At 58.0% G+C, this 16,371-nt stretch carries 11 protein-coding genes; 4 read left to right on the top strand and 7 right to left on the bottom strand.

Going from position 1 to position 16,371, the window contains the following annotated elements; translation table 11 throughout:
• A complete protein-coding gene (fliP, locus tag CEE69_RS02935; RefSeq protein ID WP_233214854.1) occupies positions 1–1,026 on the bottom strand; it encodes a flagellar type III secretion system pore protein FliP in 1,026 nt (341 codons plus the stop codon).
• Between the two features lie 327 nt (positions 1,027–1,353).
• On the opposite strand from fliP, the gene CEE69_RS02930 reads away from it, so the two are divergent.
• Positions 1,354–2,781 carry an EF-hand domain-containing protein gene (locus tag CEE69_RS02930; protein WP_099259670.1) on the top strand — a complete coding sequence of 476 codons (1,428 nt, stop codon included), beginning with the start codon at positions 1,354–1,356 and terminating at the stop codon, positions 2,779–2,781.
• A gap of 110 nt (positions 2,782–2,891) precedes the next feature.
• On the opposite strand, the gene CEE69_RS02925 is transcribed toward CEE69_RS02930, so the two are convergent.
• On the bottom strand, positions 2,892–3,554 hold the full coding sequence (locus tag CEE69_RS02925) for a PilZ domain-containing protein (RefSeq protein ID WP_099259274.1): 663 nt from the start codon (positions 3,552–3,554) through the stop codon (positions 2,892–2,894).
• A 234-nt stretch (positions 3,555–3,788) separates the two neighbouring features.
• Here CEE69_RS02925 and CEE69_RS02915 point away from each other — a divergent pair, with 234 nt between their 5' ends.
• Both CEE69_RS02915 and CEE69_RS02910 read left to right on the top strand, forming a co-directional pair.
• Positions 3,789–5,690, top strand: a complete 1,902-nt coding sequence (locus CEE69_RS02915) for a hypothetical protein (RefSeq protein ID WP_233214557.1) — start codon at positions 3,789–3,791, stop codon at positions 5,688–5,690.
• Positions 5,691–5,694: 4 nt separating this feature from the next.
• Positions 5,695–6,984: a polysaccharide biosynthesis/export family protein gene (locus tag CEE69_RS02910; protein ID WP_233214556.1), complete on the top strand. Its 1,290-nt coding sequence runs from the start codon at positions 5,695–5,697 to the stop codon at positions 6,982–6,984.
• A gap of 16 nt (positions 6,985–7,000) precedes the next feature.
• Here CEE69_RS02910 and CEE69_RS02905 read toward each other — a convergent pair whose 3' ends face one another.
• The gene (locus CEE69_RS02905) at positions 7,001–8,797 is read right to left on the bottom strand and encodes a hypothetical protein (protein WP_099259273.1); all 1,797 of its coding nucleotides are present in this window, start codon (positions 8,795–8,797) and stop codon (positions 7,001–7,003) included.
• Positions 8,794–9,648: an ABC transporter ATP-binding protein gene (locus CEE69_RS02900; RefSeq protein ID WP_099259272.1), complete on the bottom strand. Its 855-nt coding sequence runs from the start codon at positions 9,646–9,648 to the stop codon at positions 8,794–8,796. The genes CEE69_RS02905 and CEE69_RS02900 overlap by 4 nt, the downstream gene beginning before the upstream one ends.
• 237 nt (positions 9,649–9,885) lie before the next feature.
• On the opposite strand from CEE69_RS02900, the gene CEE69_RS02890 reads away from it, so the two are divergent.
• Positions 9,886–11,175, top strand: coding sequence for an MFS transporter (locus CEE69_RS02890; protein ID WP_099259270.1), 1,290 nt, complete (start codon positions 9,886–9,888; stop codon positions 11,173–11,175).
• A 172-nt stretch (positions 11,176–11,347) separates the two neighbouring features.
• Here CEE69_RS02890 and CEE69_RS02885 read toward each other — a convergent pair whose 3' ends face one another.
• The 3 genes from CEE69_RS02885 to CEE69_RS02875 all read right to left on the bottom strand — a co-directional run bounded on the left by CEE69_RS02885 (position 11,348) and on the right by CEE69_RS02875 (position 16,356).
• Positions 11,348–11,689 carry a hypothetical protein gene (locus CEE69_RS02885; RefSeq protein WP_233214555.1) on the bottom strand — a complete coding sequence of 114 codons (342 nt, stop codon included), beginning with the start codon at positions 11,687–11,689 and terminating at the stop codon, positions 11,348–11,350.
• A gap of 481 nt (positions 11,690–12,170) precedes the next feature.
• Complete coding sequence (locus CEE69_RS02880; protein WP_099259667.1) at positions 12,171–13,148, bottom strand: ROK family protein; 978 nt, start codon at positions 13,146–13,148, stop codon at positions 12,171–12,173.
• Positions 13,149–13,248: 100 nt separating this feature from the next.
• Positions 13,249–16,356: a valine--tRNA ligase gene (locus CEE69_RS02875; RefSeq protein ID WP_099259268.1), complete on the bottom strand. Its 3,108-nt coding sequence runs from the start codon at positions 16,354–16,356 to the stop codon at positions 13,249–13,251.
• Positions 16,357–16,371: the final 15 nt, after the last annotated feature.

The following is a 16,371-nucleotide window of genomic DNA, read 5'->3' as shown; positions in this document are numbered from 1 at the left end:
CTATCCCATCGTTCCGAAACTGTTCATCAACATTTCCACCACCAATCGCCATCCATCCACCAGCACAAACAGCAACAGTTTGAATGGCAATGCGATCACGGCGGGAGGCAACATCAGCATCCCCATCGAAATCGTGACACTGGCAACGACCAAGTCGACAATCAAAAACGGCAGGTAAATTTGAAAACCCATCAGGAACGAAGTCTTCAGTTCGCTCAGGATGAATGCGGGCAAGAGGACTCGCAGTGGCACGTCATCGAAGGTGCTGGGCACAATCGCGTCCGGGTCCATGTAGCCGTAGAACAGAACCACGTCGTCTTCATTGCGTGCTTCTCGAATTTGCCACGCCATGAATTCGCGAATTGGAATGGCGCCTTTCTCAAACGCCTCTTCCAAAGTCATTTCGACTTCGGGATCGGTGTAAGGTTTGACCGCGTCGTCGTAGACGCGAGTCCAAACGGGCGTCATCACAAACAATGTCATGAACAACGCGACACTGGTCATCACTTGGCTGGGCGGCAGGGACTGCAGCCCGATGGCTTGTCGCAACAGCCCGAGCACGATGATGATGCGGACATAACACGTCGTCATCAACAAGATTGCCGGCGCCAGCGACAACACGGTGAGCAGCAGCATGACTTGCAGACTGCCAGCCAAACCCTCGGGGCTGGTCCACTCATCCGGTCCACCCGCGATGAAGTCGAGCGGTTTGCGGTCGGTCGGTTCGGGTGCTTCGAGATTTTCGGGTCCACCAAAAGCTTCGACCGGCGTCCGATCGAGCACTTCGGGATTGGAAACGGTCGCTTTGCTGGGCAGCGGATCGTTGGGCCGGACGATGCTGGGTTCCGCTTGCTGAGCAGAAGCCTCGGAAGCACCGCCTGTCACCCAGGCCAAAACGCAAACGCTCGCGAGGACACATCGGACCATGACGGCCCATCCACGCACCGGACGGTCGCATTCGTTCACTCGAGGACAATTCAGTCGGGCAAACACAGCCAAAGCCACGGGAAGATGGAGAACACCCAGGTCCGACCGAGCACCACGCTCGACCGTTCCGAGTCGCGACTTTAGAAGAATTTGGCATTTCGCCGAAAGTCGGATTTTGGCTACGGGAATCTCGATTTGAGATCCCCGGCTCTGGCCCGATCAATCGGTCATTTCGACCGAAAAATGAGTCCCTCACGCGAAAACGACGGGTGGGGCGGGGCCAACACGCGGGAATCGAAACTTTTCAGCAGCCAAAGTGTTGAAACAATGTAGGCTGGACCCCGATTCGATTTTGCATCCGCGAAGTTGGATTCTGGCGTCTCAAGCCACTCTTTTCACGCTTCGTCTCGACACGCTGACTTTGCCATGCTCACGAGCCCACTTTCAATCCGATTGCTGCTCATCCCCGCCCTCGCCATTTTGATGTCGCTGCCGGCACTGGCGCAACCGCCCGGCCGAGGCGGATTCGGCGGTGGCGGATTCGGCGGTGGCGGATTTGGCGGTGGTCCCGGGGGCGGAGGCGACCGAGGTGGCCGTGGAGGCGATCGCGGCGGCGGTGGTGGTGATCGCGGTGGAGGCGGTGGTGGTGATCGCGGTGGCCGTGGAGGCGACCGGGGTGGTGGAGATCGCGGGGGCCGAGGTGGTCCCGGTGGCGGATTTGATCCCAGCAGCATGCTGACCCGTTTGGACCGCAACGGAAACGGCACCCTGGATCCCGATGAACAAGAAGGTCCCGCTGGATTCCTGATCCAACGGCTCGCGTCATCCGACTCCAGCATCAAAGTTGGTTCGCCTATCCCCTTGTCCAAATTCAGCAGCGCTTTTGACAAGATGCGGAAAGATCGCGAGGGCGGTGAATCTCGGGACGACGATCGCCGGCGAAGCAGCCGCGACACCGACGACATGGAACTCGAAATGCTCGTCCCGGGTTTTGGCTTGGAAGTCGAACCTGTGTTGGTTCCCGGTTTCGGCCCCGCGGCTGAGATGATGACAACGCCCACGACCGAGGAGGATCGCAAATCCGCTCGTGAAACTTTGGTGCGTTACGATCGCAACAAAGACGGCCAACTCGGAAAAGACGAGCTCTCCAGCAGGTTCTGGGGCAACCCAATGGACTTCGATCGCAACGCCGATGGCAAGCTGTCCGAGATGGAGCTGGCGACTCGACAAGCGGTCCGCCGCGGCAATGAAGAAGATCGACGCGAGGAACGTCGTGATGATCGCCGACGCGATGAAGACGAGCGTGAACCGGTTGAAGTCGATTTCGGCGGACGCAAATCCTATCGCGTAGAAGGCCCTGGGATGGCCGAAGGAATGCCCAGTTTCTACGCCCAACGTGACCTCAACCGAGACGGTCAAGTTTCGATGAACGAGTACACGAGCGATTGGACCCCGGATCGAATCGAAGAATACTACCGTTGGGATCAAAACCAAGACGGTGTGATCACGCAAACGGAAGTTCGCCAAGGCGTGAACGACGGTGCCGTCGCCACCGACGCTCCCTCGGGTCGATCGGCACCTGGTTCGTCGTCCACTGCTGCCTCGAAGAGTTCAGGTTCGAGTGCCGGCCGTTCCAGCGGTTCACCCGCCGCGGGCGGACCGCCGCCCACTGAAAAGGAACTGAAGTACGCCGCAACGATCATCGGTCGATACGACGACAACAAAGATGGAGCACTGACGGCGACCGAATGGAAGTCGATGTTGCTCAGTCCCGCCGGCGCAGATTTCAACGGCGACGGACGGGTCACGATCCAAGAGTACGCTCAGCAAATGGCCAATCGCTCAAAGCGTTGATTGGCTTGCACCGTTGCAAAACGCGGGTGTTCAAGCGATGGCAAACATCGCCGACGTTTCGCGTCGATCGCGGGCGGTGCTGCCTTTCAGTGCACCAATCGACATCTGGCTCAGACTAGGATTTGACTCAGCTCATCGTTGATTGCTCGAGCCGAGCGAAGGTTTTGGAACACGCAACCGCATTCACAGCGGTCGTCCTCGGTGCGACGTAGCCAAATCACCGTCACGGTGCCACTGACGCCTGATGGAGTGCTGATCAACAGACGCTCGGACGGTTCGACTTGCCCGAGCAATGTGATCCGCATACCAGATGCCGAGCAGTCTTCCAGCACGACATCGTTGACTTCATCTTTCCCGTGAGCCCGACGGACTTTCACGGGCATCCCGACTTGCATTCGCTCTTCTTCGCGGCGAGTGATCAGGCCTTCTTCGACCATTTGATCAATCAGATTCAGATCGATGGCTCGACGGAAACGGAACCCAAAGGTGTTGGATCCCACCGATGTCTGTTGGTTCCAACAAAGCCGTCCGGCAACTTCCAACTCAATGCCCAGTGTCGGAGCATGAATGCGAAGCACGGCAATGGTCACGTTGGAATCTTCGCCCAACTTGGCCCGGATCGCGCAACCGCCTTGACTGAGATCTGCAAGCTGACACTCGTATTCCTTCACGATGTCGTCTCGAAGAATCACCACCACAGCCTGCAAACGATCACGGTGCTTCGCATAGAAACGATCACTTGCTCGGTTTTGGCCGTTCACGTCACGCGTCATGTGTATTCGAAGAAAGTTGGAGAACTAGGGGCAGAACCATCTGTGAAACCCTAGGCCATGAAACCCCCCCGGGCATTTGAAATCCTGCGCTTTCGTGAACTTGTAACGGTTTTGCCGCTTGTCCCACCGCTGCAACTGTTGGGACTCGCTCGGAAGGCAAAATCAACACAATCGGACCATGAAAGAACCCGATGACCAATGTGTCGAACATCATCCCGCTGTTGATCGAGTCCTATGTTGCGTCCTCACCGCCATCCCGTCGCCCCAGTCTCTTGCCGTGCACGCGGTAAGCGTAAACGGCGATTGAGGCTGCTCGCGATCTTCGGATTGGCGCCGCTGACGCTGCTCGCCGACCCCGCATTCGGCCAAACCACACGGACCAATCAATTCGTCACGGGCTCACCGAACTCAACCCAAACGGAAGCCAACGCAGCCTCCGGTGTCGCCACCGCGCGTCTGATGCTGCCACAAACAGACTCGACGCTCGTCAAACAGCCGACTGCCGATGTTCCAGCCGAATTGTGGACGCCGCCCTCTGCGCCACCTCAAGCGGCCCCCGCAGGATTCTCCGGCCAAACTCCGGTCGGGCCCAATCAGAACAGCTTCGAAACGTTTCACCCCATTGCCGATCGTGCGGTGCCAACCATCGCCGCCGAAGTGCCATCTCAACCAACCGAGGCACCTCGCATCGCGATGCGTCCCGTCGTTCAGGAACGCGGCGTGGCTCGCCCAACTCCTGCAAACGAAGCAATTCCCGCCGTTCGCACCGCAAGGCCGCAGCGTTTGCCCGCCGCCGAACCGTCGTCCCAATCGGCAACTGCAAACTCTAGATCGCAATCGGCGACTCAGCCATCCGCGGCTCAACGCTTCGCCGAAGTGATCGCGCAGCAACGTGCCAAAGAACGAGCCAAGTCGCCCGTGACGCCACCCGCCGCAGCATCGGGAATGTACTTGGCGACTCAAACGGCCAAATCAAAACTCGACCAAGCTTGGACGCACTTCCAACAAGCCGAGCTGGAATACAGTTCCGCCGCCTACGCATCCGCGGAAACCTCCGCTTGGCAGACGCTGCACTTGGCCGCCGAAGCGATCGATTTGCACGAACAGCACACACGATCTCGTTCCGCGATTGAAACGGGACAAACCGTCAACGCAGATCCTTCGCAGTCCGCCGTTCAGCGTTTGCAAACCGGTCGCAACGCATTGAACGAAGCCCGCGACTTCGTCGGCCCCTACGCCACCGACGACCCCGAGTCGATCGCCCGACTCGCTCGCTCGCATCGCACTCCCGTCGTGCGACAAGGCTTGCCACGTCGTGGCCGAACGGCGTCTGATTCCACGCATCCCGACTATCGTTCGGCTCCCAAGGATCAACTGGGTTGGTACACGGAGATGTTGGTGGAAAGCACCGACAGCGTCGAACAAACGATTCCCAATGCCACGGAAGCCATCGATCGCTATCTCGATTTGGCTCGAATGGAATTGAGCGAAGTCGCCGCTCAAAGTTTGCTGGCGGCTCAAGCCATGGATCTGCTGGCAGCCATCCGACTCGGCCGCGGCGAAGCGACTCAGTTGCCCGGACCCTCGGCGATCTGCTTGCGACGAGCCGCTGTGCAGGGTCAAAGCAGCAACCCAGATTTGGTGGCCAAACTCGGGTTCCATTTGGCCGATGTCGGCTTGGTCGAAGAAGCCACCTGGGCACTGCAGCATTCGCTGACTCTGCGGTACGACGTTCAAGTGCTGCAAAAACTGAATCAACTGGAATCGTTGTCGCCCACCGCCAGCACGGTGCTCAAAGGTGCACCGATCCAGTCCCAAGCCCAGACTCGACGAACACCTGACGTGGTCACCATGACACCCGAGCAATTCGCATCCGTGTCTCGCAGTGTCATTCCTGCACAAAGCAGCAACTCGCAAGGTTCCAACGGCTCGGTGCCAGCGAGAAACGTATCGACGACGAATCCGGTCGAAGCTCAACCTGCCAGTTACCGCTTGATGAACACACCGCCCGCAACCGCGGCCCTGGGGCAATCCCATCCGATCTCCGGATCGAACGCGAACGAAGCCACTGAGCCTCAACAACCGCCGACGCGAAACAGTTCACGTTTCTTGCCTCAACTCAAAAAGTGGTGGTAAGACCATGAGATTGACTCTCAATCCTTCATCGCAGTCCCCGCAATCAACCAACATCTGCGTCGTTGTCCTCTTGGCGTCGTTGCTTTCGCTGTTGAATGTCTCAGCCGTCAACGCGCAAGGACGCTCGGGCGAGTTGTTGCCTGCAGCCAATTCGCAACGCGTTCCCGTCTGGAACGAGCCGGGCTCGCGAAGTGCAAGTGGACCATGCGGTTCGTGTGGCACCCACATGGTCCTGACGGCGGAAGGCTACGGTTGTCCTAAGTGCATGCTGGGAGTGGATTGCGCAACCGCCTGCGGCAGCGAAGCGCGTTGGCAGGACATGAAGCCGATGGACTTCGACAAGTACGGGCCGGGCGGCTACACCGGCCCCGCTCGTTTGCGTCACCTGGCGAAATACCATGTTCGTCCGGGCGACCAACTGCAAATGGTCTACTTGGTCACTCGCCGACAAGAGGCGGGTCAGTACCGTTTGATGCCCGGCGATCAGGTCTCGATCGAATCCATCGCGGACGAAGATCTCGATCGTGGATCACTCGAAAGCGGTTTGCTGATCCAGCCCGATGGAACGATCACGGTTCGCTTGCTCGGCCAAGTCCAAGCGGCGGGACTGACCGTGACGGGACTGCGGGATTTGCTGGAACGAGAATACAAAGCTTTCTACGACGACCCGGCGATCGACGTCACGCCGGTTCGCACCAACACGCTCGCGGAAGACATCCGCGCCGCGGTCGGAGGCCTGGGTGGCTTCACCGCACAAGCTATCACGACCACCGTGATGCCCGACGGTCACATACGACTGCCCGGCATCGGCCAAGTCAGCGTGCAAGGATTCACGCTCGAACAACTCAAACGCGAAGTCAACCTTCGATACGCCGAAGTCGTGGTCGGCCTAGAAGTCGAACCGATCCTGACTCAGCAGGCACCGCACTTCGTTTACGTGCTTGGACAAGTCGGCCAACCGGGCCGCCAAGAGATCACTTCGCCGACCACCGTGCTCGGTGCAATTGCTTCCTCGGGCGGTCATTTGCCGGACGGAAACTTGCGTCAGGTCATCGTGTTCCGACGCGCCGAAGATTGGCGAATGATCAGCACGATGCTGGACCTCAACGGAGCCATTCGCGGCAAACGTCCCACGCCCGCCGACGAAATTTGGGTGCGAGATGGCGATGTGATCGTTGTTCCCGATCGCCCCATCACCGTGTTTGGAGACTTCGTGCGACAGGTCTTTACGGAAGGCGTCTACGGAATCGTCCCCTTCGGTGGCTTCTCCTTCACCAGCGAAACGCTGAACTAGCGTTGGGGAATCAGGCTCACTCGGGCGGTGTATCGATCAACGGATCGAACCTTCTCCAGCATCGCACCAAGACCCAACCGGCAAACGCTGCGACACTCCAAACTGCGAGCAACGTTCCTCCAAATGCCGCGGGGCCGACCCACATCGTAGGCAATACACGTTCGCAAAACATCACGTAGCTGATCAAGCCAATCGGGGCGACGGCCAGCATCAGTCCTTTCCAAAGGAAAGTGATCTTTGCCCGGATCACCATCGCGATTCCTTGAGCGTGCACATGATGCGGGAACGCCAAGAACAATGCGTTCTCGATGGCGAACGTCACGACAGCGAGCGACGGGAGTGCGAGGAACAACCAAAGGGTTTGCCATTTCGATGGCCCAGCAAACCATGCTCCAAGCGCCAGCGTGCTCCACTGGAACATCACCGTGATCGCCACCGGAACGCTGAGCATCCCAACGCACATCGCGACATTGCCCAACGGTAGCGAACGCACCAAAAACATCCGCTTCAAATCACGACGAAAATCAATTTGCAGGGCGGGCGGTGCCAGTAGCAACGAACTCAATGCGATGCCTCCGATCACAAACACCCACTGCTTGGTCGTTTGATCCGTCAACAACGGCGAAAGCGACAACACCATCGGAATCGCGAAGCTGACAATCACGTTCGGAAGGTAGCGACGAACGCACTGCAATTGCCGAACGACCAGTCCCGACATTCCTCGATGTCGCTCGGGCAACCAACCCGCGAGCCAGTCGCCAAAACGTTGGATCCTGGTGACTTGCATTGGTTGCGACAACGAACCGATCGAGGCGGAACCTCCGATGGCAACTTCGCTTTCGATGAGTCGCAATCGATCTCTCTCCGTTCGGATTCGACGTTGAGATGACCACGCATCAACACGGACAAGTGTTTCCGCCAACACAAAAATGACTGCGACGGAGATCAATGTCATCAACCCGAGCGACATGAACACTGGCAACGATCCAAAGACCGCCCACGGTTCGGCCGCGGCGACCGAAGCGGCTGGCAACAACGCAAAAGCCATGAATTGAATCGCGGCGGATCCAGCGTAGTGGCCGACCTCCGACATGGCAGATAGAACGTAAATCACCGGATCGCTTCCGGGCGGCGTTGCTTGCCAAGTTTGAACGCCTAGCTGTACCAGCATCGCCGATCCGACGACCAAACTGATCATGCATCCAAGTCTCCGCTCTGCAGGACGCAAGGCATCGATCCCGTGCGTGATCACTCGGCGAATCAATTCCAAAGCGATCAGTGCCAAGCAAACACCTGCCAACAGCAACGGCAGAAACTCGGCATCTCGCCAAAGCACGACACCGAGTAACGCGGTCTTGGCGAGTGCTGATGGAATGGATGACATCGCTTCGCGCAGCACCATCGTGCGCCGCGAAACGGGACCGCCGCCCAACCAAAGGCGATCGGCATCGGTCCATGTCACTGCGTCGGGTTCCAGGGATGGCTTGGACCACAACTGTTTGACGGTGTGATACAGCGCGTACAACACCATCCCGCCAGACAACCACAAACGCAGTTGTTCAGGGTCGTTCGCTTCGCGGCGTGAAAGCAGCGTGAGTCCGGCCACCAGATACAACGCCATGAAGACGATCAAAAGAATCGACGCGATGGCCTGGCGTGGCGAGAACATTCGCTTCCAAAAACGCATCACGCGAAAACGGAATTGGGCTCGCGATAAATACCGCAGCCCATCGAGCGAGTCGTCGGGGATCAACCAATCAATCAGTCGATTCGTTCTACCAACGCGAGCGGTCGTGAATCCCGGCGCGTTCATGAGACATTCGTCACAGACGTTGTGGCAGCCACATTCGCGGACACGTGATCGAGCGGTGCTCCGCCGGACGGCGATTCGAACACGGGCGGGGCTGACATGATTTGGGTCTTGTCCGCACCACCTGCTGCGGTCGTTGAGACCGGCTTCATGGCGGCAAAGAACGCTTCTTCTAGGGAATTCGTTTCCGGATAATGCTTTCGCAACCCGGTCGTGGTGCCGTGGTATCGCACCAATCCATTCTGCAGCAACCAAACCTGATCGCACACGTCACCGATCATGGCCAACAAATGACTGCTGATGATCGCCGTTCGACCGGTCCGGACAAATTCACGAACCGATTGCAACAGAACACGTATTCCTGGCGGGTCCAGCCCCGTCAAGGGTTCATCCAACAACAGAACTTGAGGACGTATCAAATAGGCGCATGCGACCGCCAACTTTTGCCGCATGCCTCGCGAAAGAGACGTCACCATCGCGTCGTATTTGCCGAGCAATTCGAATCGCTCCAGCAGATCGATCGCAGTTCTTCGGTGATCCTCGATTTGGTACAACCGCGCCACAAAGTCCAGGTGTTCGCCGACCGTCAGATCATCAAACAGTGGCGGATCATCGGGCACGTACGCAATTGTTCTTTTGTGATGGACCGGGTCCGAATCGGGAGAAAATCCGTTGATTCGAATCTCGCCAGCAGTGGCGGGCAACAACCCCGCCATGCAACGCAAGGTCGTGGTTTTCCCCGCACCATTGGGGCCTACCAAACCGCAGATCACGCCAGCGGGGATCGACACCGTCACGTCCTTGACGGCGATCGTATCGTCATAAAGCTTTTGTAAGTGAGTCAGCTCGATCATCGGCCGGTGCCAGGTCAGGGAAGAACGCCTCTGAAGGACGCTACCCCATGGAGGGTGTCACGGCGGCGAACCTTCGTTTCGGATCTGGCCTCGTTCCCGTAAGCGGGACCGTCTGTGCGTTTTGTCGCGATTACCACCGGCGAAACAATCATCCTGGGATGTCGAGGCACGACCACCACGTCACGGTGAACCGCTTCGACAGCTCTTTATCACATCATTCCTCCTCCCAAATATTGCATGTCCTCGAATTCGCCCCGCTCGATCGCTTCGCCCTACGCCTCCGTCGTTGTTGACGCAGGACAGCGATCGCCGACGAAGGGTCGATCCGCTTGGGAGCCGCTGCGACAACCGATGTTTCGGCTGTTTTGGATCGCATCCCTGGCGTCCAATTTGGGAACGTGGATCCACGAGGTCGGTGCCGGTTGGCTGATGACGACCTTGGACGCGACACCCGAAATGGTCGCCGCCGTTCGCACCTCGATGGCATTGCCGATTGTCTTTCTAGCCATTCCCGCTGGCGTGCTCGCCGACCGAATCGACAAACGCCATTTGCTGATCGGAACGCAATCGATCCTGCTGATCGTCACCGCGATGCTGGCCGTCAGCACTGCCACCGGAGTCATCACGGCGTGGGGTCTTCTCGCAATGACCTTCGTGATCGGACTGGGCATGGTCGTTCACGTGCCGACGTGGCAATCCGCAATTCCCGAATTGGTTCCACGTTGGCAAATCAGTCGCGCCGTGGGTTTGGGCAGTATCAGCTTCAACCTCGCGCGCGCCGTCGGCCCGGCCATCGGAGGCATCCTGATCGCACTGCTGGGCATCTGGAGCACATTCGCAATCAACGCAATCTCGTTTGCCGGCGTGTTGACGGTGCTGATCCGTTGGAAACGCAACACGACTGAAACCAGTCGCGGCAGATCATTCTTTTCCTCGATGCGACAGGGCATTCGCTACGTTGTGTGGAAACGAACGATGCGTCACGTCATGTTGGGCGTGGTCCTGTTCGTCTTGCCGGGCAGTGCGTTGTGGTCCCTGATGCCGCTGTACGCCAAAACCGCCTTGGGCTGGGGTGCACAAGGATTTGGCATTCTGGTCGCCATGATTGGAGTCGGCGCCGTCCTCGGTGCGTCGATGCTACCTCGCGTACGATCTCGACTGGGCTCCGATCGCACGATCGCCGCCGCCATGACGCTCTACGCGATTGGTATGTTGGCGCTGAGCGCCGAACCCGCGTGGCCCATTTTGTTGGCCGCAACGTTGCTGATGGGCTGTGGTTGGATGGCGACACTCACGACGCTCAACGCCACCGCCCAAATCACGTTGCCGCGTCGTTTGCGAGCCCGAGGCATGGGCTGCTACCTGACGATGATGGCCGGATCGATGTCGCTCGGATCGTTCGTTTGGGGTCAAACAGCTGGTGCCATCGGAATGTCCGGCGCGATGCTCGCCTCCGGCATCACCATGATCTTCACAGCCCTGATCAGCCTGCTGTTCCCCCTCGCCGCATCCCTCGACGACGCCTGATCCCCCAAACATCAGCCGCCGGACGTTAGTCCCGGTTATCAGCGCACCCACCACCGCCAACTCCATCCCGCCCCAACAAATTAGCCGACGGCCGTTAGGCCCGGTTCTCACAGCACTCCCTACCCAACACCCCATTCCTCTTCCGCAAAACGTCACTCTCCTCCGCCACCACTCAGCCATCTCGCTCTTTTCGATCCTGAGCCTCGCGAACGTAAACCACAACCTGTTCCAATTCGTCTTCCGTCTGAATGCACTTCCAATCACCGCCCACGGTCCAGACTGGACGGTCAACAAAAACAGACCACTTCTGACGCAGGACTCGGGTGCAGTTGGCTTTGATCTGATCGCGAATCTTGGCACCGCTCGCTCCTTGCGCCGACACAACAACATGCACATGGTTGGATCGTGCGTTGACGCACCACAGTTTCCAATCACGAAACGCCGCCAGCCGCTTGGCTTCGACTTCGACTGCCTGTCGCTGGAAAGGATCGAGCAGTACCACCTCGTGATTCAACCGATTTCGGTGCCATTGCTGAAGGAGCGGCTGTGGCGGACGTGTCCCACTTTCTCGACACCGCCACCACCGTGCGTCACCCTGCAAGAAAGTTCCATACACCGTGAAGGTGATGAAGCACGCGAGTGGCTCGACGTGCATAGCTCGCCTCGCGTGTCATTCCCGATCCCGACAGCGTCAACGTTTCCGCAAGAACGAAAATAGAAGGACCAACAATTTAGGAGAATCCATGTTACCGCAATCGAATCCGTCACGGGGCGTCTTACCCAGCATCTCCAGTTCGCCTGCACGAAAACCGCGGCTAACGCCGATCGGCTAATTCCAGCACCGCACCAACACATCAGCCGCTGGACGTTAGTCCCGGTTCCTACCGCACCCAACACCCTCGAAACCACCGCCAACACCAATCGGCCAATTCCAGCACCAAAACTCCGCCCGACAAATTAGCCGACGGCCGTTAGGCCCGGTTCTCACCCACCGTTCACTCGGCAGGTTGCGGGTAAGTCTTCTTTGCCCAGGCCGCTGCACCCAACACTCCCGCGTCATCACCTAGCTTGGCAGGTTTGACTTCAAAACGATCCTTGTAGACCGGCATCACGTTTTCTCGTGCCGTCTTGCGAACGGTGTTCACGATCAAGTCTTCCATCGCTTCGACCAAACCGCCGCCCAGAATAATGGTGTCGGGACATAACAGATTGACCACGTTGGCCACGCCGTAACCGACCGTGACACTGGCGGATTCGACCAACGCCTTGATCGCCTTGTCGCCGTTCTTGATCGAATCCGCGAGGGCTCCACTGCGAATCTCGGCCAGATCCGTGCCCGCGTCTTCCAACAACGCCGGCGCCTCGCCTCGGAACGCGGCTTTCGCAGCTTCGGACGCGATCGTCAAACGGCTTGCTTCGGCTTCCAATGTGCCGGACATGCTGCTGCCACTCGCACGCGTCCCGCTGCTGATCCGTGTGTGACCAATCTCCATGCAAGAGATGCCATCACCGTGAAGGATTTGACCTTCGTACACGCAGCCGCCACCGATGCCGGTCCCGGGGAACACACCAACCGCACAACGACTGCCCTTGGCGGCCCCAAACAAAAATTCACCGTACACGCCCGCATCGACATCGTTCAAAACGGTCGCTGGACAATCAAACTTCTTCTCCAAAAATGATTGGATGTCGACGTCGTCCCATCCCAAGTTGGGAGTCATCAGAATCCGACCCTTCTTCAGATCGATTGGCCCGGGACATCCAATCCCAATCCCCGCGATGCGGTCGACATCCAAGTCATTCTCGTCGAGCAGCCGCTGAATGGTCGAACCAATTCGCGCGATGCCACTGTCAGATCCTTCGCGACCGCGAGTCTTGCGGCGGCGACGTCCGAGCTCTTTGAATTCATGGTCGTATGCAACAGCAAGCATTTTGGTGCCGCCGAGATCAAAGCCGATCCAGATATCTTTCAAGGGAAATTCCGTAGGTTGACTGGGTGAGGTGAAGGAGCCTGAGCGTTGCCGGCCTCCGATCGCCACGGATGGTTCGAAGATCGGTCCCATCGCACCTGTGTTACTTCTTCGATTGCAGTTTCAAAATGTCTTTGGCGACCGCTTCCAGCTGCGTTTGCAGTCCTGCCAGCGATTCGCGTTCCTTTTGCACAATATCGGCCGGAGCCCGGCTGACAAAGCTTTCATTCGAAAGTTTGTTCTGTTTGCCCGTGATTTGCCCCGTCAGCTGCCCCTGAAGTTTTTCCAGACGCGCCAGTTCGGCATCCACGTCAATGAATTTCTCCAAGTCCACGTGCACGTCGACGTCCACATCGGGCAAAGCCAAGTGAGCATCGGTTTCGAATGCGGTCGTGTCCGGACCGAGCGATTGCACCTCGGCTCCTGCCAACGCTTCGAAGTACGCCGTCATCGGTTGCAGCAACTCTTGCGAGGATTCACTGCAACGAATCGCAGCGGGCACCGTTTCTTTCGGAGCGATGTTTTGGCTGGCGCGGATCTGCCGAATCGCAGCCACGATCTGCTGGAACTCACTGAACTGACGTTCGATCTGCGAATCATGGTGTGACTCATCAGCCACCGGGAAGCTCGCCGTCATCACAAACGGTCCCACTTCCAACGGTTCGGGCACACCGCGTTTAGGAGCGATCTGGCCCAGGTGGCTCCATACCGATTCCGTCACGAACGGCATGATCGGATGCAACAAACGAAGCAACTGATCCAAACCATGAGCGATCACGTTCTGAGCGATCTGGCGCTGGGAATCATCCGACAGCCGAGGCTTTGCGATCTCAACGTAGAAACTGCAGAACTCGTCCCAAGCGAAGTCGTACAACACGCGAGCGGCCTCGCCGAACTGGTAGCGTTCGATCGCATCGCCAACGGTTTGCGTCACCGTCGACAAGCGAGAAAGCAACCAACGGTCCTCGATTGGCAACGAAGCCACGTCGAGCGAAGTCGGTTCGAAGCCATCCAAGTTCATCATCACGAAACGCGACGCGTTCCAAAGTTTGTTCACGAAGTTGCGAGCCGTCTCAAAACGCTCGCTCACCACCGCGGCCTTTGGCAACGCTTTATCGGCGTCCGTTTCGGCCCACTGGGTCGAGAAAGATTTGCCGCACGCGGGGCAATCCATCGACGGCAGCGCTCGATTCTTCTTCGTTTGATCGATCAACTTCTCGCACGATGGGCACTCGTACTGGACCGGCATCCGAACATCTTGGGTTTCGGTTGCCAAACGAGCCAGACCGAACCGCAAAGCATCGGGACCAAACTTGTCGATCACATCGATCGGGTCCACGCCGTTGCCTTTGGATTTGCTCATCGTCTCACCGAGACCATCCAAGATCTTCGGGTGAATGAACACTTCGCTGAACGGAACCTCGCCCACATTGTTCAGGCCCATCAACACCATCCGAGCGACCCACAACGTCAAAATGTCGCGAGACGTGATCAATGTTGCCGTGGGATAAAACTTCGCCAGCTCCGGTGTTTGGGCTGGCCAACCCAGCGTGCTATGCGGCCAAAGCGCTGAACTGAACCACGTGTCCAGCACGTCCGGGTCTTGTTGCAATCCCAACGCTTCCACATCGGCTTCCACCGTTTCGTCTTCGCTGCGAATGCAAACGAAAACCGCTTTGGTCGGTTCGCCCGACACGTCGACTCCATCGGAATCGATCCGCTGTGCGATTTGATCTGGATGCCGTTCCGCCAGTTTTTCCAAATCGCTGGAAAGCTCGTTGGCTTGCGTTTGTGACAAACCGCCCACCGACCAAATCGGAATGCGGTGTCCCCACCACAATTGCCGACTGACTGGCCAATCGCGTTTCTCGCTGAGCCAATCCAGGTATCCCTTGCGATATCGAGACGGAAAAATCTGAACGCGTTCATCGCTGACCGCATCCATCGCGGATTGAGCCAGTTCATCCATCGCCACGAACCATTGATCGGCCAAGTAGGGCTCAATCGGGGTCTTGCTGCGATCGCTGTGAGGCAACTCAATCTCGCGATCTTCGATGTCGCCCATCAATCCCAATTCTTCCAACGCGGCCACCACGGCCTTGCGAGCCTTTGGAATCGTCAGGCCAGCGAACTGGCCGCCTTCGCCGTTCAGCGTTCCATCCGAATTCAGGATGTTGATCATCGGCAGGTCTTGGCGAATCCCCACCTCGTAATCGTTTGGATCATGCGCGGGAGTGATCTTCACGCAACCGCTTCCCATTTCCGGCTTGGCCCACTCATCCGCCACCAAATCAATTTCGCGATCCACCAACGGCAGCATCAACTTGCGACCATCAGCGGCCATGTCACGCAATTTGATCAGCTCCGGCAAACGCTCCTCGCGACGTTGCTGCAACGCCTCGAGTTGTTTGTCTAAGTCCACCTTTTCCTTCTCATTCGCGTCGCTCAACTTTTCGCGAATTCCGGCTTCGACCGCGTCGAGCGCCGCGGCAGGATCGGGATGCACCGCCACCGCCGTGTCACCCAGCATCGTCTCGGGACGCGTCGTCGCGATGGTCACGAACTCAGGCTCGCCCGCCTTTGGATCAATGACTGGGTACCGGAAGTGATAGAAGTGCCCCTTCTTGGTCTCGTTGAACACTTCGTCGTCGCTGACCGCGGTCTGCAAAAACGTGTCCCAGTTCACCAAACGCTTGCCGCGGTAGATTCGACGTTTGCCGAACAAGTCAAAGAACGTTGCGCGAACCGCGGCCGCACAAATGGGATCGAGCGTGAATCGCAGGCGTTCCCAATCGCAACTGGTGCCCATTCGTTTGAGTTGGCCGAGAATGCGTTCTTCGTATTGGTCCTTCCATTGCCAGATGCGATCCACCAACGCTTCGCGACCAAGGTCGTGTCGCGTTTTGTTCTCTTGTTCTTTCAATCGGCGTTCCACCACCGCTTGCGTCGCGATCCCGGCGTGATCCGTCCCCGGCATCCACAGCGTTTCAAACCCCTGCATGCGTTTGCGACGAACCACAATGTCTTGCAACGTGTTATTCAGCCCGTGCCCCAAGTGCAACGCACCGGTCACGTTGGGCGGCGGGATCACCACCGAAAACGGAGGCTTGCTGGATTCAGGATCAGCGTGTGAACACTTGGCATCGGCCCAGGCCTGAGCAATTTTGTCGGCTTCTTCGCCGTGTTCGAATCGAGTTGGAATTTCGGACATGAAAACAAAACGTCA

It is taken from the genome of Rhodopirellula bahusiensis (genome assembly GCF_002727185.1).
GTDB classification, from domain to species: domain Bacteria; phylum Planctomycetota; class Planctomycetia; order Pirellulales; family Pirellulaceae; genus Rhodopirellula; species Rhodopirellula bahusiensis.
The sequence above is the reverse complement of the archived record's forward strand: the minus strand, read 5'-3'. Positions and strand labels throughout refer to the sequence as shown.

Excerpts from the sequence above, each read along its gene's own strand:
- CEE69_RS02930 (WP_099259670.1), top strand. The coding sequence starts at position 1,354 with ATGCTCACGAGCCCACTTTCAATCCGATTGCTGCTCATCCCCGCCCTC.
- CEE69_RS02925 (WP_099259274.1), bottom strand. The coding sequence starts at position 3,554 with ATGACGCGTGACGTGAACGGCCAAAACCGAGCAAGTGATCGTTTCTAT.
- CEE69_RS02915 (WP_233214557.1), top strand. The coding sequence starts at position 3,789 with ATGTTGCGTCCTCACCGCCATCCCGTCGCCCCAGTCTCTTGCCGTGCA.
- CEE69_RS02910 (WP_233214556.1), top strand. The coding sequence starts at position 5,695 with ATGAGATTGACTCTCAATCCTTCATCGCAGTCCCCGCAATCAACCAAC.
- CEE69_RS02905 (WP_099259273.1), bottom strand. The coding sequence starts at position 8,797 with ATGAACGCGCCGGGATTCACGACCGCTCGCGTTGGTAGAACGAATCGA.
- CEE69_RS02900 (WP_099259272.1), bottom strand. The coding sequence starts at position 9,648 with ATGATCGAGCTGACTCACTTACAAAAGCTTTATGACGATACGATCGCC.
- CEE69_RS02890 (WP_099259270.1), top strand. The coding sequence starts at position 9,886 with ATGTCCTCGAATTCGCCCCGCTCGATCGCTTCGCCCTACGCCTCCGTC.
- CEE69_RS02875 (WP_099259268.1), bottom strand. The coding sequence starts at position 16,356 with ATGTCCGAAATTCCAACTCGATTCGAACACGGCGAAGAAGCCGACAAA.